Below are 24,919 nucleotides of genomic sequence, written 5' to 3' on the forward strand. Positions count from 1 at the left end.
GGGCCCAAGGCCGGGCGGGGCCGCGCAAGGCCCCGCCCATCCCCATCCAATCACAAAAATCATGCAGGGAGCTTCAGCCATGGCTGGATCTTTGGACAATTCGGAAGAACTGGAATTTTCGGACCGGCCGGTGCCGCGCGACCAGCGCATGGGCCGGCTGCCCCTGACCATGGCCTGGTGGTCGGTCTGCTCGGCCATGTTCTATCTCGTCATCGCCGCCTCGCTGGCGCTGGCCTATGGGGCGCGCAACGCCATCATCGGGCTGGTGCTGTCGGTCATCGCCTATGCGGCGGTGAACGCGGTGCTGGTGCGGCACGCGATCCGCACCGGGCTCAGCGTATCGCTGTTCTCGCGCATCCTGCTGGGCCGCAGCGGGGCGGCGGTGGCGACGCTGATCTTCTTTGCCACCGCGATCTATTACGCGGTGTTCGAGGGCTCGGTGATCGCCGTCGCCCTGCGCGAATATGCCGGCATCTCCTATCCGCTGGCGGCGCTGGTGGTGGCGGTCTATTCGGTGGCGCTGATCTTCGGCTCGATCCAGAACTGGCTGGACAAGTTCAACGGCGTGCTTCTGCCCTTCTACCTGCTGGGGCTGGTCGCGGCGGTGGCGCTGGCGGTGGCGGAATACGGCTATTCGGACGCCTGGCTGAACCTTGGGCCACAGGGCGGCGCGCCCGCCGGCGGCTGGTGGGATTGCTTCGTCGCCTATATGGGCGTCTGGATCCTGATGATGTTCACCTATGACTATGCCCGCTTCGGCCGGCCCGAGGACGCGCGTTTCCACGCCACCATCAACTTCGGCGCGCCCTTCTATGCCGTGGCCTTCCTGCTCAACGGGCTGGTCGGCATCTTCCTGGCCGCCAGCCTGCCGACCGAGGGCGGGGTTTCCGAGGTCTCGGTCGTCTTCGCGCTGGTGCAGCTGATGGGCGTGGGGGGCCTCGCCTTCGTCTGGATCTCGCAGACCCGGATCAATACCGCGAACTATTACCTCGCCGCGGTGAACATGGAGAGCTTTGCCCAGACCGTCTTTCGCCTGCACCTGCCGAAATGGGTCTGGGCCTGCGTGGTCGGCGCCGTCACCTATGCGCTGATGCTGGCCGATGTCTTTGCCTATATCCTGCAGGCGCTGGCCTATCAGGGCATCTTCGTCGTGGCCTGGGTCGGCATCGCGCTGGTCCATATCGCGACGGATCGCGGCGCCGGCGACGCCGATCTGGCGCAGGCGCGCGCGGTCAACCCGGCGGGGCTGGGGGCCTGGCTTCTGGCCTCGGGCGCGGGGCTGGCGCTGCATTTCGTCGGCGGCACGGCGGCTTCGCTTTCGGCGCCGTCGACCTTCCTGGTCGCGGCGGCGGGCTATGCGACGCTGGCGGGCCGGGCGGCGGCGCGCCGGGCGCTGTCCTGACCCCTGGCACAAGGCCGGTTGCGCGCAGCCGGCCTTGCTGTCAGATTCCGCCGCGGAGGAAGGAAGGGGGCGGAGCCATGCCTTGGATGCACGGGCCCAGATGCGGATAGGGCCGGCCTTGCGCAAGCCGGTTGCGGGCTGCTGGCCGCTGGCGCTGTGCCTGGCCTGCGTGGCGGCCGTCCTGTGGCTGGGGGCGCAGCTGGCGCATCAGCATTACTTCCACGAAGGCCACGCCCGCGCCACCACCGCGCTGCGGCTGACGGTGAACGCGCTCAACGCCGACCTGGCCCGCTACGAGGTGGTGCCGCAGCTGGTCGCCGACCTGGACCTGATCCGCCAGCTTGCCGCCGATCCCGGCAATGCCGCGCTGCGCCGGCAGACGAACCGCTGGCTGGCCGAGCAGAACGAGGCCGTGCAGGCCTCGGACATCTACCTGATCCTGCCCGATGGCGAGACCATCGCCCATTCCGGCTACCTGGGCCCGGCCAGCTTCGTCGGGCAGAACTTCAGCTACCGGCCCTATGTCATCGACGCCATGGCGGGCGGGCAGGGGCGGTTCTACGGCATCGGCACCACCTCGGGGGTGCGGGGCTATTTCTTCTCGGCCCCGGTCGAGGACGATGCCGGCCGGATCAGCGCCGTCGTCGCGGTCAAGATCGGCGTCGACCGGATCGAGGCCTCCTGGCGCGGCAACCAGTATCGCGTGCTGGTGACCGACCCCGAGGGCACGGCCTTCCTGTCCTCGGAGCCGAGCTGGCTTTACCACAGCATCCGGCCGCTGACGCCCGAGCGGCTGGCGCGCACCGAATCCTCGCGCCGCTATGCCGGCACGCCGCTGGCCGAATTGCCGATGCAGCGGCTGGCGCTGCATGGCGCGCCGGTGTTCCGCCTGCCGCCCGCGCTTGGGGGCGAGGAGGCGCGCAGCCACGACTATATCGCCGCCTCCGAGGACATGCCGGGGGCGGGCTGGACCGTGCATGTGCTGCTGGACAGCGCCGACTTGCGGGCCGAGGCGCGGCTGGCGGTGCTGAGCCTGGCGCTGCTGATCGCCGTCGCCGGCATCGGGCTGATGATGTGGCGCCAGCGCCGGGCGCGGATCGCCGACCGCCTGGCCGCCACCGCCGAGCTGGAGCGCCGCGTGGTCGAGCGCACCGCCGACCTGGCGCGGGTCAACAGCCAGCTGGAGCAGGAGATCGCCGAGCGCCGCGCCACCGAGGCCGAGCTGCGCGCCGCCCAGGCCAGCCTGGTGCAGGTCGGCAAGCTGGCGGCGCTGGGGCAGATGTCAGCCTCGCTCTCGCACGAGATCAACCAGCCGCTGGCGGCGGCGCGCAACTATGCCGACAGCGCCGCCATCCTGATCGAGCGCGGCGACCTGGCCCGCGCGCGCGAAAACATCGCCCAGATCCTGGCGCTGGTGGACCGCATGGCCGCCATCGGCAAGCACCTGCGCCATGCCGCGCGAAAGCCCGACGACCGGCTGGGCGCGGTGGCGCTGGCCGGGCTGCTGGACGAGACCCGCACCATCGTCGCCGCCCGGCTGGCCAGCAGCGGCGCGGTGCTGGAGCTGGACGTGCCGCCCGACCTGCCGCCGCTGCGGGCGGGGCCGACGCGCCTGCAGCAGGTGCTGGTGAACCTGATCACCAATGCCGCCGATGCGGTCGAGGGCGGGGCGGACCGCCGCATCACGCTGTCGGCGCGGGCCGAGGCGGGCCGCATCGCCATCCGGGTGCGCGACCGCGGCCCCGGCGTGCCCGCGGCCATCGCCGCGCGCATCTTCGACCCGTTCTTCACCACCAAGGGCATGGGGGCGGGGCTGGGCCTGGGCCTGTCGATCACCGCCAATATCGCGCGCGATTTCGGCGGCGAGATCGCCTGCCGCAACATGGACCCCGGCGCCGAGTTCTGCGTGACCCTGCCCGCTGCCGCGGCTGCCGAGGCCGCCGCATGACCCGGCGCGTGCTTCTGGTCGAGGATGACGAGCAGATGCGCAGCTCGACCGCGCAGGCGCTGGAGCTGGCGGGTTTCGCCGTCGAGCCGCTGGCCTCGGGCGAGGAGGCGCTGGCGCTGGCCGGGCCGGGCTTTGCCGGCGCGGTGGTCAGCGACATCCGCATGCCGGGCATGGACGGCATGACCCTGCTGGGCCGGCTGCACGAGGTCGATCCCGAGATCCCGGTGATCCTGGTCACCGGCCATGCCGAGGTGCCGCTGGCGGTCGAGGCGATCCGCGGCGGCGCCTATGATTTCATCGAAAAGCCCTTCGTGGTGCAGGAGCTGGCCACGGTGATCCGCCGCGCCATCGACCATCGCGGGCTGGTGCTGGAAAACCGCCGCCTGCGCGCCGTCGCAGGCAAGCGCGACGATGTCGAGGCGAGGCTGCCCGGCCGCACCCAGGTCATGGTCGACCTGCGCTATCGGCTGCGCGCCATCGGCGCCTCGGACGCCGATGCTCTGGTGATCGGCCCGACCGGCGCCGGCAAGGAGGTGGTGGCGCGCACGCTGCACGACATCTCGGCCCGCGCCGGGCGGCCCTTCATCGCCATCAACTGCGCCGCCCTGCCCGAGGCGCTGATCGAATCCGAGCTGTTCGGCCACGAGGCCGGCGCCTTTCCCGGCGCGCTGCGCCCGCGATACGGCAAGTTCGAACATGCGCGCGGCGGCACGGTGCTGCTGGACGAGATCGGCTCGATGCCTTTGGAGTTGCAGGCCAAGCTGCTGCGGGTGCTGCAGGAACGCACGATCACCCGGCTCGGCTCGAACGACCCGGTGGCGCTGGACGTGCGCTTCATCGCCGTCAGCAAGGCCGATCTGGAGGGGCTGGTCGCGCAGGGCCGCTTTCGCGAGGATCTGTTCTGGCGGCTGAATGTCGCCGTGCTGCACGTCCCGCCGCTTTCCGCCCGGCGCGAGGACATTCCGCTGCTGTTCCTGCAGCTCTTGCGCGAGGCCGCCGCCCGCCACAACCTGCCCGAGCGCCAGGCCCCCGCCGCCTTCCTGTCCGGCCTGGCAGCGCGGGAATGGCCGGGCAACGTGCGCGAATTGCGCAACCTGGCCGAGCGTTTCGTGCTGGGGCTGGAAGGGGTCGAGCTTGGCCCGGTGCAGGGCGCGCGCCTGGCCGACCGCGTGGCCGCCTTCGAGCGCAGCCTGATCGCCGGCGCCATCGCCGCCCATGACGGCAAGCTGCGCCCGGTCTACGAGACGCTGGGGATCTCGCGCAAGACGCTTTACGAGAAGATGCAGAAATACGGGCTAGACCGCCGGCTGATCCTGGATGCGCCCGAGGACGAGACGGGCTGAGCGAAAAATGGGTGGAAATCCACCCATTCCTGCAGGGCGATGTTCCCCTTTCCACCCATTTCCGGCGCATTGCGGCAATATGCGCCGCATGGTCTGCGTTTTTGATTTGTGCCGCGGTCCGGCCCGCCGCAGGCTTCACCCGGTAGCCGCGCCGGGCAAGGCGCCGGCCGGCATATCCTTGGGGAGGGAACATGGCTTATCCGAAGCTTCTGGGCGCGCTTTGCGCCGCGACATTGCTGGCCGCGCCGGCCTTTGCGCAGGACTGGCCGCAGCGCCAGATCACCATGGTCGTGCCGTTCTCGGCCGGCGGTCCGACCGATACGGTCGCGCGCATGGTGGCCGAGCGCATGTCGGCCGACCTGGGCCAGCAGATCATCGTCGAGAATATCGGCGGCGCCGGCGGCACCCTGGGCGCGGCCAATGTCGCCAAGGCCGATCCGGACGGCTATACGGTGCTTTTGCACCATATCGGCATGGCGACCTCGGCCACGCTTTACCGCAACCTGGCCTATGACACGCTGAACGCCTTCGAATATGTCGGGCTGGTGACCGAGGTGCCGATGGTGGTGACGGCGCGCAAGGATTTCGAGCCGGCCGATTTCACCGCCTTCAAGGACTACGTCAAGGCCAATGCCGACCAGCTGACGCTGGCCAATGCCGGCATCGGCGCGGCCAGCCACCTGTGCGGCATGCTGCTGATGCAGGCGCTGGAGGCGCCCTTGGTGACGGTGCCCTACAAGGGCACCGGCCCGGCGATGACCGACCTGCTGGGCGGGCAGACCGACATCATGTGCGACCAGACCACCAACACCACCCAGCAGATCAAGGGCGGCACGATCAAGGCCTATGCCGTGACCTCGCCCGAGCGGCTGGAGCTGTTCCCCGACCTGCCCACCGCCAAGGAAGGCGGGGTCGAGACGATGGAATTCGGCATCTGGCACGGCATCTATGCCCCCAAGGGCACGCCGGCCGAAGTGACCGAGCGGCTGTCGCAGGCCCTGCAGGTCGCGCTGGCCGACGAGGGCGTCGCCAAGGCGATGGCCGACCTGGGCACCGCGCCCGAGCCGGCGGAAAACGCCACGCCGGCCGCGCTCAAGGCCAAGCTGGAATCCGAGATCGCCCGCTGGAAGCCGGTGATCGAGGCCGCCGGCGTCTATGCCGACTGAAACGGAAAGCGGCCCCGCCCCTTGCGGCGGGGCCCGTCACTCGGGGGGAGGAACGCATGTCCGCAAAACCCAAGGATACCACCGACATCGTCGCCGGGCTTTCGATGATGGCGGCGGCGGCATTCTTCGGCTGGCACACGGCCGGGCTGGAAATCGGCACTTCGCTGCGGATGGGGCCGGGATATTTCCCGATGGTCCTGTCCGGCCTTCTGTTCGTTCTGGGGCTGATCATCCTGCTGAGATCCTTCGGGCGCGAGGATGACGAGCCCTTCGGCAAGGTCGCCTGGCGCGGGCTGCTGTTCATCCTGCCGGCGCCGATCTTCTTTGGCCTGACGGTGCGCGGCCTCGGCTTCGTGCCGGCGCTGTTCTTCACCACGCTGATCGCCTCGCAGGCCTCGATGCGCATGCGGCCGCTGGCGGCGCTGATCCTGGCGGTGGCGGTGACGATCCTGTCCACGCTGATCTTCAGCTACGGCCTTGGCCTGCCCTTCCGGCGCTTCGGTCCCTGGCTGGGCATGTGAGGGCGCGATGGAACTTTTCAGCAATCTCGCCCTTGGCTTTTCGGTCGCCTCCTCGCTGGAGAACCTGGCCTTCTGCCTGATCGGGGTGCTGCTCGGCACGCTGATCGGCGTGCTGCCCGGCATCGGTGCCACGGCGACCATCGCCATGCTCTTGCCGATCACCTTCCAGCTGGAGCCCGTCAGCTCGCTCATCATGCTGGCCGGCATCTATTACGGCGCGCAATACGGCGGCTCGACCACGGCGATCCTGATCAACATGCCGGGCGAAAGCTCGTCGGCCGTCACCGCCATCGACGGCTACCAGATGGCCCGCAAGGGCAAGGCCGGCACCGCGCTGGCGCTGGCGGCGCTGGGGTCGTTCTTCGCCGGCTCGGTCTCGACCTTCCTGGTGGCGCTGTTCGCCCCGCCGCTGACCGCGGTGGCGCTGAAATTCGGCGCGGCCGAGTATTTCAGCCTGATGGTGCTGGGCCTGGTGATGTCGGTGGCGCTGGCGCATGGCTCGGTTCTCAAGGCGCTGGCCATGGTGGTGCTGGGCCTGCTTCTGGGCATGGTCGGCACCGACATCTATACCGGCGCGCCGCGCTTCACCCTGGGGATCACGCAATTCGCCGACGGGCTGAACTTCGTCGCCGTCGCCGTGGGGGTCTTCGGCATCGCCGAGATCCTGCGCAATCTCGAGGACGAGCATGACCGCCAGGTCATGACCAAGAACATCAACCGGCTGTTCCCGACGCGCGAGGAGTTGCGCCAGATGATCGGTCCCGTCCTGCGCGGCACCGGCATCGGCTCGATCCTGGGCATCCTGCCGGGGGGCGGGGCGATTCTGGCCAGTTTCGCCAGCTACACGATCGAGAAGAAGGTCTCCCGCCACCCCGAGGAGTTCGGCAAGGGTGCGCTGGCCGGCGTCGCCGGGCCGGAGAGCGCCAATAACGCCGGGGCGCAGACCAGCTTCATCCCGCTCTTGACGCTGGGGATTCCGGCGAACCCGGTGATGGCGCTGATGATCGGCGCCATGATCATCCAGGGCATCGTGCCGGGGCCGAACGTGGTCAGCGAACAGCCCGCGCTGTTCTGGGGCATCGTGGCCAGCATGTGGATCGGCAACCTGATGCTGGTGGTGCTGAACCTGCCGCTGATCGGGCTGTGGGTCAAGCTGCTGAGCGTGCCCTATTACGTGCTGTTCCCGATCATCATGGCCATGTGCTCGATCGGGGTCTATTCGGTGAACTCGAACAGCTACGACCTGTTCGCCGTCGCCTTCTTCGGTCTGCTTGGCTATGTCATGTCCAAGCTGCGCTGCGAGCCGGCGCCGCTGCTGCTGGGCTTTGTCCTGGGCCCGCTGCTGGAGGAAAACCTGCGCCGGGCGATGATCCTGTCGCGCGGCGATCCCACGACCTTCCTGACCCGTCCGATCAGCGCCACCCTGCTGGTGATGTCGCTGATCGTGCTGGTGCTGGTCTTCATGCCGCAGATCCGCAAGCGCCGGGACGAGGTCTTTACCGAAAGCGACGCCTGAACATTCAACTGGGAGGAAACCATGACCGCATCCATCACCCGCCGCCTGCTGCTGGGCGCCGCCATGGCGCTTGGCCTGGCCGGCGCCGCCGCCGCCGAATACCCGGATCGCCCGATCACCCTGGTCATCCCCTTTGCCGCCGGTGGCTCGACCGACGTGGTCGGGCGCATCGTCGCCGAACGGATGAGCCAAGAGCTGGGCCAGCAGGTCATCGTGCAGAACGTCGGCGGCGCCGGCGGCAGCCTGGGCGCGGCCCAGGTCGCCAAGGCCGATCCCGACGGCTATACGATCCTGATGGCCACCGTCGCCACCCATGCGCTGAACCCGCTGATCCTGAAGCAGAAACCCTACGATCCGGTCGCGGATTTCGCGCCTGTGTCGCTGTTGGTGCTGGTGCCGAACGTGCTGGCGGTGAACCCGGAGCTGCCGGTGAACACGGTGCAGGAACTGATCGACCTCGCCAAGGCCGAGCCGCTGGCCTATGCCTCGTCAGGCAACGGCACGCCGCTGCACCTGTCGGGCGAGCTGTTCAAGGCCATGGCCGGGGTGGACATCACCCATATCCCCTACAAGGGCTCGGGCCCGGCGCTGACCGACGTTCTGGGCAACCAAGTGCCGATCATCTTCGACAACCTGCCCTCGGCCTCGGGGCATATCGCCTCGGGCAAGCTGCGGGCGCTTGGCGTGACCACCGCCGAACGCGCGCCCAGCTTCCCCGACATCCCGGCCATCGCCGAGACCCTGCCGGGATACGAAACCTATACCTGGAACGCGCTTTTCGCCCCCGCCGGCACGCCGCCCGAGGCGGTCGAGGCGCTGAACAAGGCCGCGCTGGCCGCCATGGCCGACCCGGCGGTGGCCGAGCGGATGAAGGAGTTCTCGGCCACCATCGTCGCCTCGTCCCCCGAGGAACTGGCCGAGCATGTCAAGGCCGAGATGGCGAAATGGGAGCCGGTGGTCCGCGACGCCAATGTCAGCCTGGACTGAGCGGGGATAAAAGGGCCGGAAACCGGCCCTTTCGCCCCTAGCCCCCTGCGGCGGGGGCGGATGATCTGGCGCCGGCCGCGCGCGTGCCGGCGCCGCCGCCGTTCAGCCGGCGCAGCGACAGGTCCAGCCGCGCCTCGGCCTCGCGGATCTCGCGGCTGGCCTGGCGCAGATAGCCGATATGCTCGCCCGCTGCCTGCCGGGCGGCCTCGGCATCGCGGGCAAGGATCGCCTCGGCGATGGCGCGGTGCTGCTGGCGCAGCAACTCGCGGATGGCCGGCACCGCGAACAGCCGGCTGCGGTTCTGGATCACGTCTGAGCGCAGCACCCCCGCCAGCGCCTGCATGATCTGCAAGAGCGTCAGGTTATGGCTCGCCTCATAGATCAGCAGGTGCAACTCGGCATCCGCCTCGGCCTCCTCGCCGGTATCGGCGCGGGCATGGGCGCGGTCGATGCGGCCAAGGCAGTCGCGGATGCGCGCCAGCTCGATCTCGGTGGCGCGCTGCGCGGCCAGCCCGGCTGCCGCGCTTTCGACGATGCCGCGGAACTCCAGGTAATCGTCCGCCGCCTCGGCATGGCGGGCCAGCATGGCGATCAGCGGATCGGTGATCGCCGCGCTGCCCAGGGCTGCCACCCGGCTGCCGCGCCCGCCGGCGCTGGTCAGTAGCCCGCGCTCCTCAAGGATCTTCAGCCCGTCGCGCAGGGTCGAGCGCGAGACGTTCAGCCGCTCGGCCAGCTCGCGCTCGGGCAAGAGCCGCTCGTCGGGGCGCAGCGAGCCCTCAAGGATCAGCGATTCGAGATGCTGGGCCACGGCCTCGGCGGCGCGTTCGGATTTTACGGAAGCGTTGGTCATGGGCGCTCGTGCGATTTTGTCGGATCGCTGCCATGTAAGCACAAATCCGGCGCGTTGGTCCAGAAAAATACCGATTGACTAATGTGGTCTGAAAATTATACCAAGAATGCAGGGGCAGAGGACGGCCCCGCCACCAAGGGAGGAGAGCTTGTCCGGTATCGCCATGCCCAGCCCCGATGCGGCCATTCTTGCGCGCGCGCCGCAGATCGTCGCCGCCCTGCGCGACGTCCTGCCCGCGGATGCCGTGATCTCGGACCCCGAGGAGACGCGGGCCTATGAATGCGACGCGCTGACCGCCTATCGCTGCCCGCCGCTGGCCGTGGTGCTGCCGCGCACGACCGAGGAAGTCGCGGCCGCCATGCGCATCTGCCACGAGATGCGGGTGCCGGTGGTGCCGCGCGGTGCGGGAACCTCGCTGGCCGGGGGCGCGCTGCCCACGGCCGATTCGGTCATCATCGCCACCCTGCGCCTGCGCGAGGTGCTGGAGATCGACACCGCGAACCGCATCATTCGCGTGCAGACCGGCGTGACCAACCTGTCGGTCAGCGCCGAGCTGGAGCCGCATGGCTTCTTCTATGCGCCCGACCCGTCCTCGCAGCTGGCCTGCACCATCGCCGGCAATATCGCGATGAACTCGGGCGGGGCGCATTGCCTGAAATACGGCGTCACCACCAACAACCTGATGGGCGCCACCGTGGTGCTGACCACCGGCGAGGTGGTCGAGCTGGGCGGGCCCGAGATGGGGCCGATGGGCCTGGACCTGATGGGGCTGATCTGCGGCTCGGAAGGGCAGCTGGGCATCGTGACCGAGGCCACCTTGCGCATCCTGCCGCGCCCCGAGGGTGCGCGCCCGGTGCTGATCGGATTCGACGGCGCCGAGGTGGCCGGCGAATGCGTGGCGCGGATCATCCGCTCGGGCGTGCTGCCGGTCGCCATCGAATACATGGACGACGTCTGCCTGCGCGCGGTCGAGGCCTTTGCCCATGCCGGCTATCCCGATTGCGCCGCGGTGCTGATCGTCGAGGTCGAGGGCTCGCCGGCCGAGATCGACCACCAGATCGCCCGCATCCGCGAGATCGCGGGTGCCCTGAACCCGGTCGAGTTCCGCGAAAGCCGCAATGCCGACGAAGCCATGGCGATCTGGAAGGGCCGCAAGTCGGCCTTTGGCGCCATGGGCCGGCTGGGCGACTATATCTGCCTGGACGGCACCGTGCCGGTGGGCCAGCTGCCCTATACGCTGAAGATGATCGGCGAGCTTTCGCGCCAGCACGGGCTGGAGGTCGCGAATGTCTTTCATGCCGGCGACGGCAACATGCACCCGCTGATCCTGTTCAACGCCAACAAGCCCGGCGACCTGGAGCGGGCCGAGGCTTTCGGCAACGACATCCTGCGGCTTTGCGTCGATGTCGGCGGCTGCCTGACCGGCGAGCATGGCGTGGGCATCGAAAAGCGCGACCTGATGGGCAAGCAATATGACGGCCCCGACCTGGAGATCCAGATGGCGGTCAAGGACGCTTTCGACCCGCGCTGGCTGCTCAACCCGGCCAAGGTCTTTCCGCTGGACGCAAGCCAGCCCTGGCGCGAGGAGGCAGCCGCCCGATGACCCCCGACAACCCCAGCGGCGCGGGGCTGAGCCCCGCCAGCGAGGCCGAGCTTGCCGCCCTGATCGCTGAGCGTTTCGCCGCCCGTCTGCCCCTGCGCATCGCCGGCGGCGGCACGCGGGTCGAGACCGGCGCCGTGCCGGGCGAGCTGATGTCCACTGCCGCGATCAGCGGCGTCGTGACCTATGAGCCGGGCGAGATGACGCTGATCGCCCGCGTCGGCACGCCCCTGGACCAGATCCGGGCCATGCTGGCCGCCGAGGGCCAGGCGCTGGCCTTCGAGCCCGCCGACATGCGCGGCGTGCTGGGTCGTAACGGCACGCCGACCATCGGCGGCGTGGTCGCGGCCAATGCCAGCGGCCCGCGCCGGTTGCTGGCCGGGGCCTGCCGCGACCATCTGCTGGGGGTGCGCTTCGTCGACGGCCAGGGCCGGGTGCTGAAGAACGGCGGCCGGGTGATGAAGAACGTCACCGGCCTCGACCTGGGCAAGCTCTTTTGCGGCGCGCATGGCACGCTGGGCGTGCTGACCGAGGTGGCGCTGAAGACCCTGCCGCACCTGCCCGACCGCTGCACGCTGGGCTTTCACGGCGTCACGATCGAAGAGGCGGTGGCGATCTTCTCGGCCGCGCTGGCGACGCCTTTCGAGGTCTCGGGCGCCGCCTTCCGCGACGGCTCGGCCTGGCTGCGGGTCGAGGGGCTGGGGCCGCAGATGACCTATCGCCGCGACCGGCTGCTGGCGCTGCTGGCACCGCGCGAGGCCGAGGTGCTGGACGATGCCGCCACCCTGGCCCTGTGGTGCGAGCTGCGCGACCTGGCGCATTTCGCTGGCGCGGACGCGCCGCTCTGGCGGGTGCTGGTCAAGCCCAGCGACGCCCCGGCCGCGGCGCGGGCCTTGCAGGCGCTGGGGGGCGAGGCGTCGCTCGACTGGGGCGGCGGGCTCGTCTGGTATTGCGGGCCGGGGACGGTCCAGGCGGTGCGGCAGGTCGCGCCCCATGCCACGCTGGTCCGGCGCGGAGGGCTGGACGGCCCGGCCTTTCCGCCCGAAGCCCCGGCCGTCGCCCGGCTCTCGGCCGGGTTGCGCCACAGGTTCGACCCCGCCGGCATCCTCAATCCCGGCCTGATGGACAGCTGACATGCAGACCAATTTCACCGCCGAGCAACTGGCCGACCCCGGCACGGCCCGCGCCAACGAGATCCTGCGCAGCTGCGTCCATTGCGGCTTCTGCACCGCGACCTGCCCGACCTACAAGGTGCTGGGCGACGAGCTGGACAGCCCGCGCGGCCGCATCTACCTGATCAAGGACATGCTGGAGAACGGCAAGATCCCCGATGCCAAGACCGTCGGCCACATCGACCGCTGCCTCAGCTGCCTTTCCTGCATGACCACCTGCCCCTCGGGCGTGCATTACATGCACCTGGTCGATCACGCCCGCGAATATATCGAAAAGACCTATCGCCGCCCCCTGGGCGAGCGGGCGCTGCGCTGGCTCTTGGCGCGCATCCTGCCCTATCCGGGGCGCTTCCGACTGGCGCTGATGGGCGCGAAGATCGCGCGGCCCTTTCGCCGGCTGCTGCCGGATGCGCGGCTGCGGGCGATGCTGGACATGGCGCCGCGCGACATCCCGCCGCCCAGCCTGAACGACCGCCCGCAGGTCTTTGCCGCCGAGGTGCCGCGCCGCAAGCGGGTGGCGCTGCTGGTCGGCTGCGCGCAAAGGGCGCTGAACACCGACATCAACGACGCGACCATCCGCCTTCTGCGCCGGCATGGCTGCGAGGTGGTGATCCCGCGCGGCCTGGGCTGCTGCGGCGCGCTGACCCATCACATGGGCAAGACCGACGAAAGCCACGCCATGGCCGCCGCCAATATCCGTGCGCTGATGGCCGAGATCGCGGGCGAGGGGCTGGACGCGGTGGTCATCAACACCTCGGGCTGCGGCACCACGGTCAAGGACTACGGGCACATGTTCGCGCATGATCCGCTGGCCGCGGATGCCGCGCGGGTGGCCGGCTTGGCCAAGGACATCACCGAGGTCATGGCCGAGCTGGGCTTGCGCGAGCCCGGCCATGCCGAGCCGCTGCGCGTCGGCTATCACGCCGCCTGTTCGTTGCAGCACGGCCAGCAGATCCGCAGCGCGCCCAAGGAATTGCTGGCCGCTGCCGGCTTTACCGTGCTGGAGCCCAGGGACGCGCATATCTGCTGCGGCTCGGCCGGCACCTACAACCTGATGCAGCCGGTGATCTCGGCCGAGCTGAAGCGCCGCAAGGTCGAGACGCTGGAGGCGCTGACCCCGCAGGTGATCAGCGCCGGCAATATCGGCTGCATGATGCAGATCGGCTCGGGCACCGGGGTGCCGGTCGTCCATACGGCCGAACTGCTCGACTGGGCCACCGGCGGGCCAAGGCCGCGGGCGCTGGCGGACAGGGCCTAGCGCCGCCGCTAGGAAAAGCCCGACCCCGACATGCGAACGGCGGCCGCAACCCGGCCGCCGTTCTTTTGTCTCATCCGCGAAGGGGCGGGGCGTCAGCTCATCTCGCGCAGCACGTATTGCACGATGCGCTCGGCCGCGTCCTCGGGCGTCAGCTCGACCGTGTTCACAGTCAGCTCGGCATTCTGCGGCTGCTCATAGGGGCTGTCGATGCCGGTGAAGTTCTTCAGCTGGCCCGACCGCGCCTTTTTGTACAGGCCCTTGACGTCGCGCGCCTCGGCCACCTCCAGCGGCGTGTCGACGAAGACCTCGACGAACTCGCCCGGCGCCATCAGGTCGCGCACCATCTGCCGTTCCGAACGGAAGGGCGAGATGAAGGCGGTCAGCACGATCAGCCCGGCATCGGTCATCAGCCGCGCCACCTCGCCCACGCGGCGGATGTTTTCCACCCGGTCGGCATCGGTAAAGCCCAGGTCGCGGTTCAGCCCGTGGCGGATGTTGTCGCCGTCCAGCAGGAAGGTGTGCTTGCCCAGGGCATGCAGCTTCTTCTCGACGATATTGGCGATGGTCGATTTGCCCGAGCCCGACAGGCCGGTGAACCAGACCACGGCGGGCTTCTGGTTCTTCAGCGCCGCATGGGCATCGCGGTTCACGTCCAGCGCCTGCCAGTGGATGTTCTGCGACCGGCGCAGCGCGAAATGGATCATGCCCGCCGCCACCGTGGCATTGGTCATGCGGTCGATCAGGATGAAGCCGCCCAGGTCGGGGTTCTGGGCATAGGCCTCGAACGGGATCGGCCGGTCGGTCGAGATATTGACCACCCCGATGGCGTTCAGCCCCAGCGTCTTGCTGGCCAGATGCTCCAGCGTGTTGACGTTGACCTCATACTTGGGCTCGGTCACGGTCGCGGTGACGGTCTGGGTGCCGATCTTCAGCAGGTAGGGGCGGCCCGGCAGCATCTCCTGCTCGGCCATCCAGACCACCGTCGCCTCGAACTGGTCGGCGACCTCGCAGGGCTGGTCGGATTGCACGATCATATCGCCGCGCGAGCAGTCGATCTCGTCGGCGAAGGTCAGCGTCACCGACTGGCCGGCGACGGCCAGGTCCAGGTCGCCGTCATAGGTGACGATCGACTTGACCGTGGTGGTCTTGCCCGAGGGCAGCACCCGGATGGCGTCGCCCGGCCGCACCATGCCCGCGCCGATCTGGCCGGCAAAGCCGCGGAAGTCCAGGTTCGGCCGGTTCACCCATTGCACCGCCATGCGGAAGGGCTGGTCCAGCATGCGGGTGTCGCTGACCGGCGCCTCTTCCAGGTGGCCCAGCAGCGTCGGGCCCTGGTACCAATGCATGTTCGGGCTTTTCTCGACGATATTGTCGCCCTTGAGCCCCGAGATCGGGATCGGCAGGAAGCTGTCCATGCCGATCTGCTTGGCGAAATGCGAATAATCCGCGACGATGTCGTAGAACCGCTCGGCCGAGTAATCGACCAGGTCCATCTTGTTCACCGCCAGCACCACGTTCTGGATGCCCAGCAGGTTCACCAGGTAGCTGTGCCGCCGGGTCTGGGTCAGCACGCCCTGGCGCGCGTCGATCAGGATCACGGCAAGGTCGGCGGTCGAGGCGCCGGTGACCATGTTGCGGGTATATTGCTCGTGGCCGGGCGTGTCGGCGACGATGAACTTGCGCTTGTCGGTGGCAAAGAAGCGATAGGCCACGTCGATGGTGATGCCTTGTTCGCGTTCCGCCGCCAGGCCGTCGACCAGCAGGGCGAAGTCGATCTCGCCGCCCTGGGTGCCCACGACCTTGGAATCGCTTTCCAGGCTCGCCAGCTGGTCCTCGAAGATCATCTTGCTGTCATAGAGCAGCCGGCCGATCAGCGTGGACTTGCCGTCGTCGACCGAGCCGCAGGTGATGAAGCGCAGCATGGTCTTGTGCTGGTGCTTCAGCAGATAGGCGTCGATATCCTGGGAGATCAGCGTGTCCGTGACATAGACGGGGCTTTTCATCTCGTGGTTCATCTCAGAAATACCCCTCTTGCTTCTTCTTCTCCATCGAGGCCGACTGGTCGTGGTCGATGGCGCGGCCCTGCCGCTCGGACGTGGTGGTCAGCAGCATTTCCTGGATGACCTCGGGCAGGGTCTTGGCGTTCGATTCCACCGCGCCGGTCAGCGGATAGCAGCCCAGCGTGCGGAAGCGCACGGATTTCATCATCGGTTGCTCGCCCTCGCGCAGGCGGAAGCGGTCGTCGTCGACCATGATGAGCAGGCCGTCGCGTTCCACCACCGGCCGCAGGTCCGAGAAATACAGCGGCACGATGTCGATGTTTTCCAGGTGGATATACTGCCAGATGTCCAGTTCGGTCCAGTTCGACAGCGGGAAGACCCGGATCGATTCCCCCTTGCCCTTGCGGGTGTTGTAGAGCTTCCACAGCTCGGGGCGCTGGTTCTTGGGATCCCAGCGGTGGTTGGCCGAGCGGAACGAGAACACCCGTTCCTTGGCGCGCGACTTTTCCTCGTCGCGGCGCGCGCCGCCGAAGGCCACGTCGAAATTGAACTTGGTCAGCGCCTGCTTCAGCCCGTCCGTCTTCCACATGTCCGTATGCAGGCTGCCGTGGTCGAAGGGGTTGATGCCCTTTTCCATCGCCTCGGGGTTGTGGTGGACGATCAGCTCCATGCCCGCCTGCGCCGCGGCGCGGTCGCGCAGATCGTACATGGCGCGGAATTTCCAGGTGGTGTCGACATGCAGCAGCGGGAAGGGCGGCGGGGCCGGGTAGAACGCCTTCTTCGCCAGATGCAGCATGCAGGCCGAATCCTTGCCGACCGAATAGAGCATCACCGGGTTGTCGGCCGCCGCCACGACCTCGCGCATGATCTGGATGCTTTCGGCTTCAAGCCTTTGAAGATGGGTCAGCGTGGCCACCTGACCCCCGGTATGTATGACGGATTGGCTGTTCATCTGGATGGCCCTTGTTCTTAGGATGCGCCGTCCTTGCCAGATTTTCCCGCCGAGACCAAGCCCGGCGCGGCGGAAACGGCGTCCCTTTGCCGCATGGACGGCGAAATTGCTGCATTGCGGCAACGGCGGGCAGTCGCGGATGGCTGCGCGGCGGCGTGGAAATGCCTTTCTACCTGCGGTTGCCGCGCCCTCGGCGCTTCCGAATGTTCGTTTCAGTTCGATTTTACCCTTGACGGCGGCTCGCCGTTCTTGCGGCGCAAGAAAAACCGCGCGTCGCGGCTCGCGATCATTGCTGCATCTGCACTGTTTTCCCGCGAATCATGCTGCAATGCCGCGCATGTTCATTCGTTTTTTCCAAAAGCGATCATAAACGAAAATTTTCGCTTGACCGGGGTCACGAAGCCGTTACACCTTTCGGCTATCGACGGACGCGCAGCGACGGGGAGGGATCGGCGTGTCGGCACCAGCGCGGCCCCAGGCCGACCTTTTCATCATCGGCGGAGGAATCAACGGCTGCGGCATCGCGCGGGATGCGGCGGGGCGCGGGCTTGCGGTCACGCTGGCCGAGATGGGCGACCTGGCGCAGGCGACCTCATCGGCCTCGACCAAGCTGTTCCATGGCGGGCTGCGCTACCTGGAGTTCTTCGAGTTCCGGCTGGTGCGCGAGGCGCTGGAGGAACGCGAGACGCTGCTGGCCGCGATGCCGCATATCTCCTGGCCGATGCGTTTCGTGCTGCCCTGGTCGCCCGACATGCGCTTCGAGGCCGACACGCCGACCTCGCGCATCCTGTCGCTGGCGATGCCCTGGCTGCGCGGCCGCCGCCCGGCCTGGCTGATCCGGCTGGGGCTGTTCCTTTACGACAATCTGGGCGGCCGCAGGATCCTGCCGGGGACCAGGCGGCTGGACCTGTCCCGCGACCCGCTGGGCAAGCCGCTGAAGCCGGGCTTCCGGCGGGGCTGGGAATATTCCGACTGCTGGGTGCAGGATTCGCGGCTGGTGGTGCTGAACGCCCGCGACGCGCAGGCCCGCGGCGCCACCATCCTGACCCGCACCCGCGTCACCCATGCCGAGCGCGCGGACGGGCTGTGGCGCATCACCACCGAGGGGGCGGGGGGCACGCGCATCCACCACGCCCGCGCGCTGGTCAATGCCGGCGGGCCATGGGTCGAGGACGTGATCCGCAACGTCGCGCATATCCCCTCGACCGAAGGGGTGCGGCTGGTGCGCGGCAGCCACATCGTCGTGCCGCGGCTTTACGACCACGACCGCTGCTATTTCTTCCAGGGCACGGACGGGCGGATCATCTTCGCGATCCCCTTCGAAGAGGATTTCACCCTGATCGGCACCACCGACATGGACCATCGCGGCCCCCCCGGCGAGGCGCGCTGCACCGAGGAAGAGCGCGATTACCTCTGCGCCTTCGCCAGCCGCTATTTCGCCCGGCCGGTGACGCCCGATCAGGTGGTCTGGACCTATTCCGGGGTGCGGCCGCTTTACGACGACGGCGCGAAATCGGCCACGGCGGCGACGCGGGACTATGTCCTCAGCCTGCAGGACGGCGAGGCGGGCGGGGCGCCGCTGCTCAACGTCTTCGGCGGCAAGATCACCACCTACCGCCGGCTGGCCGAGGGCGCGCTGGCCAGGCTTGCGCCCTACTTTCCGCAGGCGGGCGGGGACTGGACCGCGCGGGTGCCGCTGCCGGGCGGCGACTTCCCGGTGGACGGGGTCGAGGATCTGCTGGCCCAGCTGCAGGCGCGCCACCCGTTCCTGTCGCCGCGCCTGTCGCGCCGGCTGGTGCGCACCTATGGCACCGAGGCGTTCCTGCTGCTCGACGGCGCCGGCAGCATGGCGGCGCTGGGGCGCGATTTCGGCGCCGGGCTGACCGAGGCCGAGGTGATCTGGCTGATCCGCCATGAATTCGCCGCCACTGCCGAGGACATCCTGTGGCGCCGCACCAAGCTGGGCCTGCACATGACCGAGGCGCAACGCCGCGAGCTGGCGGCCTTCGTGGACAGGCACCATGCCGCCCATTCGGCGGCGGAATAGGGGAGGGTAAGGCTTTGCTGGAACTGCAGGGCGTATCGCGGTCGGTCGGGGGCAGGGTGCATGTCCACCCCACCAGCCTGACCCTGCAAAGGGGCAGCATGAACGTGCTGCTGGGCCCGACGCTTTCCGGCAAGACCAGCCTGATGCGGCTGATGGCGGGGCTGGACCAGCCGACGACCGGCCGCATCCTCTGGGACGGGCGGGACGTGACCGGCCAGCGCGTGCAGGACCGCGGCATTGCCATGGTCTACCAGCAGTTCATCAACTATCCCGGCCTCTCGGTCTATGAAAACATCGCCTCGCCCCTGCGCATCCTGCGCCGGCCGCGGGACGAGATCGACCGCAAGGTGCGCGAGACCGCCGAGATGCTGCACCTGACGCCGATGCTGGCGCGCAAGCCGCTGGAGCTTTCGGGCGGCCAGCAGCAACGCTGCGCCCTGGCCCGCGCGCTGGTCAAGGGCGCCGGGCTGGTGCTGCTGGACGAGCCCTTGGCGAACCTCGACTACAAGCTGCGCGAAGAGCTGCGGGTCGAGATCCCGCGCATCTTCGAGGCGTCGGGCGCGATCTTCGTCTATGCCACCACCGAGCCCGAGGAGGCGCTGCTGCTGGGCGGCCATACCGCGACGCTGTGGCAGGGCCGGGTGACGCAATTCGGCCCGACGCCGCAGGTCTATCGCCAGCCGGTGGATGCGACCACGGCGCGGGTGTTCAGCGATCCGCCGATGAATTTCGTTGCCGCCCGCAAGCAGGGCGATGCCGTCACCTTCGGCGACAGCGTGCTGGCCGCAGGCAGTTTCGCCGACCTGCCGGACGGCGCCTATCTGGCCGGGTTCCGCGCCAACCACCTGTCGCTGGCCCGGCACGGCCCGGCGGCGGTGGCGTTCGCCTGCACGCTGGCCGGGACCGAGATCACCGGCTCGGAAACCTTCGTCCATGTCGAGCATGGCGCCGACCGCTGGGTCGGGCTGGTCGAGGGCGTGCATCTGCTGACCCCCGGCCAGCCGCTTTCGGTCTGGCTGGACCCGGCGCATGTCTACCTGTTCGACGCGTCCGGGCGGCTTGCCGCCCCGGCCGCCTATGCGAAGGCGGCCTGACATGGCGCGGATCACCCTGCAGAACCTGGCCCACAGCTACCTGCCCCATCCGCGGTCCGATGCAGATTTCGCGCTGAAACGGATGGACCATGTCTGGCAGGACGGCGGCGCCTATGCGCTGCTGGGCGCCTCGGGCTGCGGCAAGACCACGCTTCTGAACATCATCTCGGGGCTTCTGACCCCCAGCCAGGGCCGGGTGCTGTTCGGCGACCGCGACGTGACCGCGGCCCCTACGGCCGAGCGCAACATCGCCCAGGTGTTCCAGTTCCCGGTGGTCTACGACACCATGACCGTGCGCGACAACCTGGCCTTCCCGCTGAGGAACCGCGGCAAGGACGCCGCCTATGTCAAGGCGCGGGTGGACCGGATCGCGCGCATGATCGGCATGGAGGCATGGCTGAACCGCAAGGCGCAGGGGCTGACCGCCGATGCCAAGCAGAAGATCAGCCTTGGCCGCGGCATGGTGCGCGAGGACGTGAACGCGATCCTCTTCGACGAGCCGCTGACCGTCATCGACCCGCAGATGAAATGGGAGCTGCGCACCCAGCTCAAGGAACTGCACCGCCAGTTCGGCCATACCATGATCTACGTCACCCACGACCAGACCGAGGCGCTGACCTTTGCCCAGCAGGTCGTGGTCATGCACGAGGGCCGCGTGGTGCAGATGGGCACGCCCGAGGAGCTGTTCGAAAAGCCCGCCCACAGCTTCGTGGGCTATTTCATCGGCTCGCCCGGCATGAACTTCCTCGATGCCGAGGAGCTGCGGGGCGACCAAGCCCTGCTGCCCGGCGGCGAGGTGGTGGCGCTGGGGGCGCATTATCCCCCGGTCGCCGGCCGGGTGCAGATCGGCATCCGCCCCGAACATGCCAGGCTGGTCGCCAGCGGCGGGCTGCCGCTGACCATCCGCCGGATCGAGGATCTGGGCCGCCACCGGCTGGTGCGCGGCGAGGTCGCGGGCCGGCCGCTGAACGTGGTCGTGCCCGAGGGGATGGTGGTCGGCGGCCTGCCGCAGGTCGCCTTCGCGCCGGGCAAGATCAACGTCTATGCCGACGACTGGCGCGTCGCGCCGTTGGAACAGGGGGGCGGCTGATGGAAAAGACCCAGAACAACAAGGCCTGGTTCCTGGTCCTGCCGGTGCTGGTCGTCGTCGCCTTCTCGGCGGTAATCCCGCTGATGACGGTGGTGAACTATTCGGTGAACGACACGTTCGGCAACAACGCCTTCTTCTGGGCGGGTCTCGAATGGTTCGACGAGATGGTGCATTCGCGCCGCCTGCACGGGGCGCTGGGGCGGCAGGCGCTGTTTTCCGCCATCATCCTGGCGATCGAGGTGCCGCTGGGCATCTTCGTGGCGCTGAACATGCCGAAAAAGGGCTTCTGGTCCAGCCTGGTGCTGGTGCTGATGGCGCTGCCGCTGCTGATCCCCTTCAACGTCGTCGGCACCATCTGGCAGATCTTCGGCCGCACCGACATCGGGCTTCTGGGCCGCGGGCTCAAGGCGCTGGGGCTCGACTACAACTATACCAACGACCCGCTGGACGCCTGGATCACCGTGATCGTGATGGATGTCTGGCACTGGACCAGCCTGGTCGCGCTGCTTTGCTATGCCGGGCTGCAATCCATCCCGCAGGCCTATTACCAGGCCGCCAAGATCGACCAGGCCAGCCGCTGGGCGGTGTTCCGCCATATCGAGCTGCCCAAGATGAAGGGCGTGCTGCTGATCGCCGTGCTTCTGCGCTTCATGGACAGCTTCATGATCTATACCGAGCCCTTCGTCGTCACCGGCGGCGGTCCCGGCAACTCGACCACCTTCCTCTCCATCGACCTGGTGAAGATGGCGGTCGGGCAGTTCGACCTCGGCCCCGCCGCCGCCTTCTCGATCATGTATTTCCTGGTGATCCTGCTGGTCAGCTGGGTGTTCTACACCGTCATGACCAATATCGACCGCAGCCAGGCCGACATCCCGGAGGGCATGTGATGCGCCTGAAGCCCTCGGCCCTGGTGATGCTGATCTACCTGCTGTTCCTGCTGGTGCCGATCTACTGGCTGGTGAACATGAGCCTCAAGACCAATGCCGAGATCACCGGCACCTTCAGCCTTTATCCGCACAACCTGACCCTGCGGAACTATCGGGTCATCCTGACCGATCCCAGCTGGTACATGGGCTATGTGAACTCGATCATCTACGTGGTGATGAACACGGTGATTTCCGTCGCCGTGGCGCTGCCGGCCGCCTATGCCTTCAGCCGCTACAGCTTCATGGGCGACAAGCACCTGTTCTTCTGGCTGCTGACCAACCGCATGTCGCCGCCGGCGGTCTTTGCGCTGCCCTTCTTCCAGCTCTACTCCTCGGTCGGGCTTTTCGACACGCATATCGCCGTGGCGCTGGCGCATTGCCTGTTCAACGTGCCGCTGGCGGTCTGGATCCTGGAAGGCTTCATGCGCGGCGTCCCCAAGGAGATCGACGAGACCGCCTATATCGACGGCTACAGTTTCCCGCGCTTCTTCGTCAGGATCTTCATGCCGCTGATCGCCAGCGGCATCGGGGTCGCCGCCTTCTTCTGCTTCATGTTCAGCTGGGTCGAGCTGCTCTTGTCCCGCACGCTGACCTCGGTGAACGCCAAGCCCATCGCGGCGACGATGACGCGCACGGTTTCCGCCAGCGGCATGGACTGGGGCGTGCTGGCGGCGGCGGGGGTGCTGACCATCATCCCCGGCGCCTTGGTGATCTGGTTCGTGCGCAACTACATCGCCAAGGGCTTTGCCCTGGGGAGGGTCTGATGTCCGACGCCGCCATCCCGACGCACAAGCGCATCGCCTGGCCGGCGATCTATGCCCTGGCCGCCCTGCTGATGGGCGCCGTCCTGGCCCTGCTGGTCTGGGCCACGCCGGTCAAGGACGGGGCCAGGGACTGGACCGCGCCGATGGTTCCCGGCGGCTGGATGGCCTGGACCTTTCCGGTGGCGCTGTTCTTCTGGGTGATCGCGGGCCTGCTGGTGCTGTTCACCATCCTGGCCATCCGCTTCCCGGAAACCCCGCGCCGCGGCATCCTGCGCATCGAGACGACGCGCGGCGACCGGCTGTTCATCTCGCTTCTCGGCTCGGCCTTCATCTGCCTGGGCTGGCTGTTCTTCGCAGGCCCCCCGCTGTGGTGGGGGCTCGCGCTCTGCCTCGTCCATGCCGCGGCGGTGTTTCGCTGGGTCTGACGGGGATCGGGAAACGGTGTCTCATCAGGGAGGAAAACATGAGACCGATGCAAAGGACCACGGCCATGGCGCTTGCGCTTGTGGTCATGGGCGCGCCCGCCTGGGCGGACATGGAGGCGGCGAAGAAATTCCTCGACGCCGAGATCGGCGATCTGTCCTCGCTCTCGCGCGAGGACCAGGAAAAGGAGATGCAATGGTTCATCGACGCCGCGCAGCCGCTGGCGGGGATGGAGATCAAGGTGGTCTCGGAAACCATCACCACGCATGAATACGAGGCCAAGGTGCTGGCGCCCGCCTTCACCGCCATCACCGGGATCAAGGTCACGCACGACCTGATCGGCGAGGGCGACGTGGTCGAGAAGCTGCAGACCCAGATGCAGACCGGCGAGAACATCTATGACGCCTATGTCAACGACAGCGACCTGATCGGCACGCATTGGCGCTATCAGCAGGCGCGCAGCCTGACCAAGTGGATGGCCGAGGAGGGCAAGGACTTCACCAGCCCGACGCTGGACCTCGACGATTTCATCGGGCTGAAGTTCACCACCGCCCCGGACGGCGAGCTGTATCAGCTGCCCGACCAGCAATTCGCCAACCTCTACTGGTTCCGCTACGACTGGTTCAACGACCAGAAGACGCAAGAGGATTTCAAGGCGAAATACGGCTACGACCTGGGCGTGCCGGTGAACTGGTCGGCCTATGAGGACATCGCCGAATTCTTCACCGGCCGCGACATGTCCTACGTCGAGGGCGGCCCGGCGAAGGCCTGGGGCAACATGGACTATGGCAAGAAGGATCCCAGCCTGGGCTGGCGCTATACCGATGCCTGGATGTCCATGGCCGGCATGGGCGACAAGGGCGAGCCGAACGGGCTGCCGGTGGACGAATGGGGCATCCGCGTCGACGAGAACAGCCGCCCCGTCGGTTCCTGCGTGGCGCGGGGCGGCGCGACCAACGATGCCGCGGCGGTCTATGCCGTGACCAAGGCCATCGACTGGCTGCAGAAATACACCCCGCCCGAGGCCATGGGCATGACCTTCGGCGAGGCGGGGCCGGTCCCGGCGCGCGGCGACATCGCCCAGCAGATGTTCTGGTATACCGCCTTCACCGCCGATATGGTCAAGCCCGGCACCCCGGTGATGAACGAGGACGGCACGCCGAAATGGCGCATGGCCCCCAGCCCGCACGGCGCCTATTGGTCCGAGGGCACCAAGATCGGCTATCAGGACGTGGGCTCCTGGACGCTGATGAAATCGACGCCGGTGGACCGCGCGCAGGCCGCCTGGCTCTATGCGCAATTCGTGACCTCGAAGACCGTGGACGTGAAGAAATCCCATGTCGGGCTGACCTTCATCCGCGAATCGACCATCCAGGACCAGTCCTTCACCGAACGCGCGCCGCAGCTGGGCGGCCTGGTCGAGTTCTATCGCTCGCCCGCCCGCGTGCAATGGTCGCCGACCGGGACCAACATCCCGGATTATCCCAAGCTCGCGCAGCTGTGGTGGCAGAACATCGGCGACGCGCTTTCCGGCGCCAAGACCCCGCAGGAGGCGCTGGACGCGCTTTGCGCCGAGCAGGAGCGGGTGCTGGAGCGGCTGGAGCGCGCCGGCGTGCAGGGCGACCTGGGGCCCAGGATGAACGAGGAAAAGGATCCGCAGGAATGGCTGGCCGCCGAGGGCTCGCCCGTCGGCCCGCTGGAGAACGAAAAGCCGCAGGGCGAGACGATCTCCTATGACGAGCTGATCAAGTCCTGGCAGTGATGCCTTGCGGGGGCGGGGCCCTTGGGCCCCGCCCCCTTTCTGCCGAACCGCCAGCGACCAGGACAGGCCGGAGGCCGCCGATGCCCCATCTTCTTTCG

The 24,919-nt window shown here is 68.1% G+C and carries 20 protein-coding genes; 17 read left to right on the forward strand and 3 right to left on the reverse strand.

Annotation, left to right across the window (positions count from 1 at the left end):
- Positions 1-79: 79 nt before the first annotated feature.
- The 7 genes from FE811_RS08475 (at position 80) to FE811_RS08505 (ending at position 8,883) form a co-directional block, all read left to right on the forward strand.
- Entirely contained in the window at positions 80-1,402 is a 1,323-nt protein-coding gene (locus tag FE811_RS08475; RefSeq protein WP_140847177.1) for a cytosine permease, read from the forward strand.
- A 118-nt stretch (positions 1,403-1,520) separates the two neighbouring features.
- Complete coding sequence (locus FE811_RS08480; RefSeq protein WP_244294869.1) at positions 1,521-3,350, forward strand: ATP-binding protein; 1,830 nt, start codon at positions 1,521-1,523, stop codon at positions 3,348-3,350.
- Positions 3,347-4,693 (forward strand): sigma-54 dependent transcriptional regulator, encoded by a 1,347-nt coding sequence (locus FE811_RS08485; RefSeq protein WP_036753328.1) that lies wholly within the window; start codon positions 3,347-3,349, stop codon positions 4,691-4,693. The genes FE811_RS08480 and FE811_RS08485 overlap by 4 nt, the downstream gene beginning before the upstream one ends.
- 191 nt (positions 4,694-4,884) lie before the next feature.
- The gene (locus tag FE811_RS08490) at positions 4,885-5,859 is read left to right on the forward strand and encodes a tripartite tricarboxylate transporter substrate-binding protein (protein ID WP_036753325.1); all 975 of its coding nucleotides are present in this window, start codon (positions 4,885-4,887) and stop codon (positions 5,857-5,859) included.
- A 56-nt stretch (positions 5,860-5,915) separates the two neighbouring features.
- A complete protein-coding gene (locus tag FE811_RS08495; RefSeq protein WP_036753322.1) occupies positions 5,916-6,380 on the forward strand; it encodes a tripartite tricarboxylate transporter TctB family protein in 465 nt (154 codons plus the stop codon).
- A gap of 7 nt (positions 6,381-6,387) precedes the next feature.
- Positions 6,388-7,896 (forward strand): tripartite tricarboxylate transporter permease, encoded by a 1,509-nt coding sequence (locus FE811_RS08500; RefSeq protein WP_036753319.1) that lies wholly within the window; start codon positions 6,388-6,390, stop codon positions 7,894-7,896.
- Positions 7,897-7,917: 21 nt separating this feature from the next.
- Positions 7,918-8,883, forward strand: a complete 966-nt coding sequence (locus FE811_RS08505) for a tripartite tricarboxylate transporter substrate binding protein (protein ID WP_036753316.1) — start codon at positions 7,918-7,920, stop codon at positions 8,881-8,883.
- Positions 8,884-8,920: 37 nt separating this feature from the next.
- Here the strand turns inward: FE811_RS08505 and FE811_RS08510 are convergent, their stop codons facing one another.
- Entirely contained in the window at positions 8,921-9,733 is an 813-nt protein-coding gene (locus tag FE811_RS08510) for an FCD domain-containing protein (protein ID WP_036753313.1), read from the reverse strand.
- A 163-nt stretch (positions 9,734-9,896) separates the two neighbouring features.
- On the opposite strand from FE811_RS08510, the gene FE811_RS08515 reads away from it, so the two are divergent.
- From FE811_RS08515 to glcF, 3 genes are read left to right on the forward strand one after another with little or no spacing between them, the layout of a single operon-like run.
- Positions 9,897-11,336 (forward strand): FAD-linked oxidase C-terminal domain-containing protein, encoded by a 1,440-nt coding sequence (locus FE811_RS08515; RefSeq protein ID WP_370362669.1) that lies wholly within the window; start codon positions 9,897-9,899, stop codon positions 11,334-11,336.
- A complete protein-coding gene (locus tag FE811_RS08520) occupies positions 11,333-12,466 on the forward strand; it encodes an FAD-binding protein (protein ID WP_116220684.1) in 1,134 nt (377 codons plus the stop codon). The genes FE811_RS08515 and FE811_RS08520 overlap by 4 nt, the downstream gene beginning before the upstream one ends.
- A gap of 1 nt (position 12,467) precedes the next feature.
- Entirely contained in the window at positions 12,468-13,763 is a 1,296-nt protein-coding gene (gene glcF / locus FE811_RS08525) for a glycolate oxidase subunit GlcF (protein ID WP_116220685.1), read from the forward strand.
- 92 nt (positions 13,764-13,855) lie between these two features.
- On the opposite strand, the gene cysN is transcribed toward glcF, so the two are convergent.
- A complete protein-coding gene (gene cysN, locus FE811_RS08530; protein ID WP_036753300.1) occupies positions 13,856-15,778 on the reverse strand; it encodes a sulfate adenylyltransferase subunit CysN in 1,923 nt (640 codons plus the stop codon).
- A gap of 1 nt (position 15,779) precedes the next feature.
- Positions 15,780-16,715 carry a sulfate adenylyltransferase subunit CysD gene (gene cysD / locus FE811_RS08535; protein ID WP_036753297.1) on the reverse strand — a complete coding sequence of 312 codons (936 nt, stop codon included), beginning with the start codon at positions 16,713-16,715 and terminating at the stop codon, positions 15,780-15,782.
- Positions 16,716-17,169: 454 nt separating this feature from the next.
- On the opposite strand from cysD, the gene glpD reads away from it, so the two are divergent.
- From glpD to FE811_RS08570, 7 genes are read left to right on the forward strand one after another with little or no spacing between them, the layout of a single operon-like run.
- Positions 17,170-18,762 (forward strand): glycerol-3-phosphate dehydrogenase, encoded by a 1,593-nt coding sequence (glpD, locus tag FE811_RS08540; RefSeq protein ID WP_116220686.1) that lies wholly within the window; start codon positions 17,170-17,172, stop codon positions 18,760-18,762.
- Positions 18,763-18,776: 14 nt separating this feature from the next.
- Entirely contained in the window at positions 18,777-19,856 is a 1,080-nt protein-coding gene (locus FE811_RS08545) for an ABC transporter ATP-binding protein (RefSeq protein WP_116220687.1), read from the forward strand.
- 1 nt (position 19,857) lies between these two features.
- Entirely contained in the window at positions 19,858-20,946 is a 1,089-nt protein-coding gene (locus tag FE811_RS08550) for an ABC transporter ATP-binding protein (RefSeq protein ID WP_116220688.1), read from the forward strand.
- A complete protein-coding gene (locus tag FE811_RS08555; RefSeq protein ID WP_036753283.1) occupies positions 20,946-21,833 on the forward strand; it encodes a carbohydrate ABC transporter permease in 888 nt (295 codons plus the stop codon). Before FE811_RS08550 ends, FE811_RS08555 begins: the two co-directional genes overlap by 1 nt.
- Entirely contained in the window at positions 21,833-22,636 is an 804-nt protein-coding gene (locus FE811_RS08560; protein ID WP_036753280.1) for a carbohydrate ABC transporter permease, read from the forward strand. Before FE811_RS08555 ends, FE811_RS08560 begins: the two co-directional genes overlap by 1 nt.
- Entirely contained in the window at positions 22,636-23,061 is a 426-nt protein-coding gene (locus FE811_RS08565) for a DUF2160 domain-containing protein (RefSeq protein WP_166435384.1), read from the forward strand. The genes FE811_RS08560 and FE811_RS08565 overlap by 1 nt, the downstream gene beginning before the upstream one ends.
- Before the next feature lie 38 nt (positions 23,062-23,099).
- Positions 23,100-24,821: an ABC transporter substrate-binding protein gene (locus FE811_RS08570; protein ID WP_114536599.1), complete on the forward strand. Its 1,722-nt coding sequence runs from the start codon at positions 23,100-23,102 to the stop codon at positions 24,819-24,821.
- Positions 24,822-24,919: the final 98 nt, after the last annotated feature.

The sequence above is a fragment of the Paracoccus sp. FO-3 genome (genome assembly GCF_006386455.1).
Classification (GTDB): Bacteria; Pseudomonadota; Alphaproteobacteria; order Rhodobacterales; family Rhodobacteraceae; genus Paracoccus; species Paracoccus versutus.

Bases quoted from the DNA above. Each gene is read 5' to 3' on its own strand.
- FE811_RS08475 (WP_140847177.1), top strand. From the start codon at position 80: ATGGCTGGATCTTTGGACAATTCGGAAGAACTGGAATTTTCGGACCGG.
- FE811_RS08485 (WP_036753328.1), top strand. From the start codon at position 3,347: ATGACCCGGCGCGTGCTTCTGGTCGAGGATGACGAGCAGATGCGCAGC.
- FE811_RS08490 (WP_036753325.1), top strand. From the start codon at position 4,885: ATGGCTTATCCGAAGCTTCTGGGCGCGCTTTGCGCCGCGACATTGCTG.
- FE811_RS08495 (WP_036753322.1), top strand. From the start codon at position 5,916: ATGTCCGCAAAACCCAAGGATACCACCGACATCGTCGCCGGGCTTTCG.
- FE811_RS08500 (WP_036753319.1), top strand. From the start codon at position 6,388: ATGGAACTTTTCAGCAATCTCGCCCTTGGCTTTTCGGTCGCCTCCTCG.
- FE811_RS08505 (WP_036753316.1), top strand. From the start codon at position 7,918: ATGACCGCATCCATCACCCGCCGCCTGCTGCTGGGCGCCGCCATGGCG.
- FE811_RS08510 (WP_036753313.1), bottom strand. From the start codon at position 9,733: ATGACCAACGCTTCCGTAAAATCCGAACGCGCCGCCGAGGCCGTGGCC.
- FE811_RS08515 (WP_370362669.1), top strand. From the start codon at position 9,897: ATGCCCAGCCCCGATGCGGCCATTCTTGCGCGCGCGCCGCAGATCGTC.
- FE811_RS08520 (WP_116220684.1), top strand. From the start codon at position 11,333: ATGACCCCCGACAACCCCAGCGGCGCGGGGCTGAGCCCCGCCAGCGAG.
- glcF (WP_116220685.1), top strand. From the start codon at position 12,468: ATGCAGACCAATTTCACCGCCGAGCAACTGGCCGACCCCGGCACGGCC.
- cysN (WP_036753300.1), bottom strand. From the start codon at position 15,778: ATGAACCACGAGATGAAAAGCCCCGTCTATGTCACGGACACGCTGATC.
- cysD (WP_036753297.1), bottom strand. From the start codon at position 16,715: ATGAACAGCCAATCCGTCATACATACCGGGGGTCAGGTGGCCACGCTG.
- FE811_RS08550 (WP_116220688.1), top strand. From the start codon at position 19,858: ATGGCGCGGATCACCCTGCAGAACCTGGCCCACAGCTACCTGCCCCAT.
- FE811_RS08555 (WP_036753283.1), top strand. From the start codon at position 20,946: ATGGAAAAGACCCAGAACAACAAGGCCTGGTTCCTGGTCCTGCCGGTG.
- FE811_RS08560 (WP_036753280.1), top strand. From the start codon at position 21,833: ATGCGCCTGAAGCCCTCGGCCCTGGTGATGCTGATCTACCTGCTGTTC.
- FE811_RS08565 (WP_166435384.1), top strand. From the start codon at position 22,636: ATGTCCGACGCCGCCATCCCGACGCACAAGCGCATCGCCTGGCCGGCG.
- FE811_RS08570 (WP_114536599.1), top strand. From the start codon at position 23,100: ATGAGACCGATGCAAAGGACCACGGCCATGGCGCTTGCGCTTGTGGTC.